Source organism: Lentzea aerocolonigenes (assembly GCF_000955955.1).
GTDB classification, from domain to species: Bacteria; Actinomycetota; Actinomycetes; order Mycobacteriales; family Pseudonocardiaceae; genus Lentzea; species Lentzea aerocolonigenes_A.
Genome location: NZ_JYJG01000425.1, coordinates 1 through 972, shown reverse-complemented (window position 1 = coordinate 972; position 972 = coordinate 1). Strand labels below are relative to the sequence as shown.

At 67.9% G+C, this 972-nt stretch carries 1 protein-coding gene; it reads right to left on the bottom strand.

Annotated features, from left to right (window positions below):
• Positions 1 to 200: 200 nt before the first annotated feature.
• Positions 201 to 972, bottom strand: a 772-nt coding sequence (locus tag UK23_RS41820; protein ID WP_045317364.1) for an HNH endonuclease signature motif containing protein, incomplete at its 5' end; no start/stop codon positions are given.

Here is a 972-nt window from a genome sequence, read left to right as displayed (position 1 = left end):
GCCGATCCCTTCAACGGTAGCATCTCGCACTCAAAGTCAAGCCCCAATCGCGCGGTGGTTACGTCATCACCGCCTCCCAGGCTTGCAATGCCTTAAGAACTGCTCGCTTCGCATCGCTGATAGCCATGCGGGGCTCGCCTGCGGCATCGCGTGCGCTCGCGAGCGGGCGGGCCCGTTTTCGGCGTTAGCCCGAGCAGGCGTCAACCAATACGCGCGAGCCGATTGGCGCGTTCGAGCGGCCTGTGGAGCAGGTTGCGTCTCGGCCTGCGGTCCGGGTCGAGCCACGCAGGCGCGTAGAAGACCGGGATACCGGCCGCCATTTTCACTTCCCACTCGCTGTGATGGATGAGCGTGTGGTGATGTCGGCACAGCAGCACCGCGTTCTCGACCGAGGTCTCGCCGCCGTCTGCCCAGTGGTGGATGTGGTGGCCATCGCAATGCCTCGGGGGCCGGGAGCAGCCGGGAAAGGCGCAGCCCCGGTCTCGGGCGACCAGGACCCGGCGGATTCCCGCCGTGAAGGAGCGGGCCTTGCGGCCGATGTTCATCGGCTGCGACTTCTCACCCAGCACCAGCGGGATGATCCCGGCATTGCAGGCCAACTGGCGGACCTGCTCGACCGGGACGCGCTCGCCGTTGTCCAGCATGCCCTGACCCACCCGCTCGGCCAGGTCCTCGTAGTCCATCGTCACGGTGAGGGTGACCGGTTCGCCGCCGTGCTCCGGGAGCTGGTCGGCGCGCAGCACCAGGTTGATCAGCTCAGCGAACGCGTCGCCTTCGCGTTCGGAGAGGGAGCGCTGGTCCGGGCCTTCGCCGGTGTCGGGGCGCGGTTTGGCCAGCGGGTCGAGCACCGCCTCGTAGGCGGCACCGGTCACCGTGTCCAGCAGCATCTTGACCTCGAGCTGGCCGTTCTTCCTGCGCCACTTGAAGTGCTGGTTGGTCAGCGGCTCGGGCTCGCGATCACGCGGCTCGGGG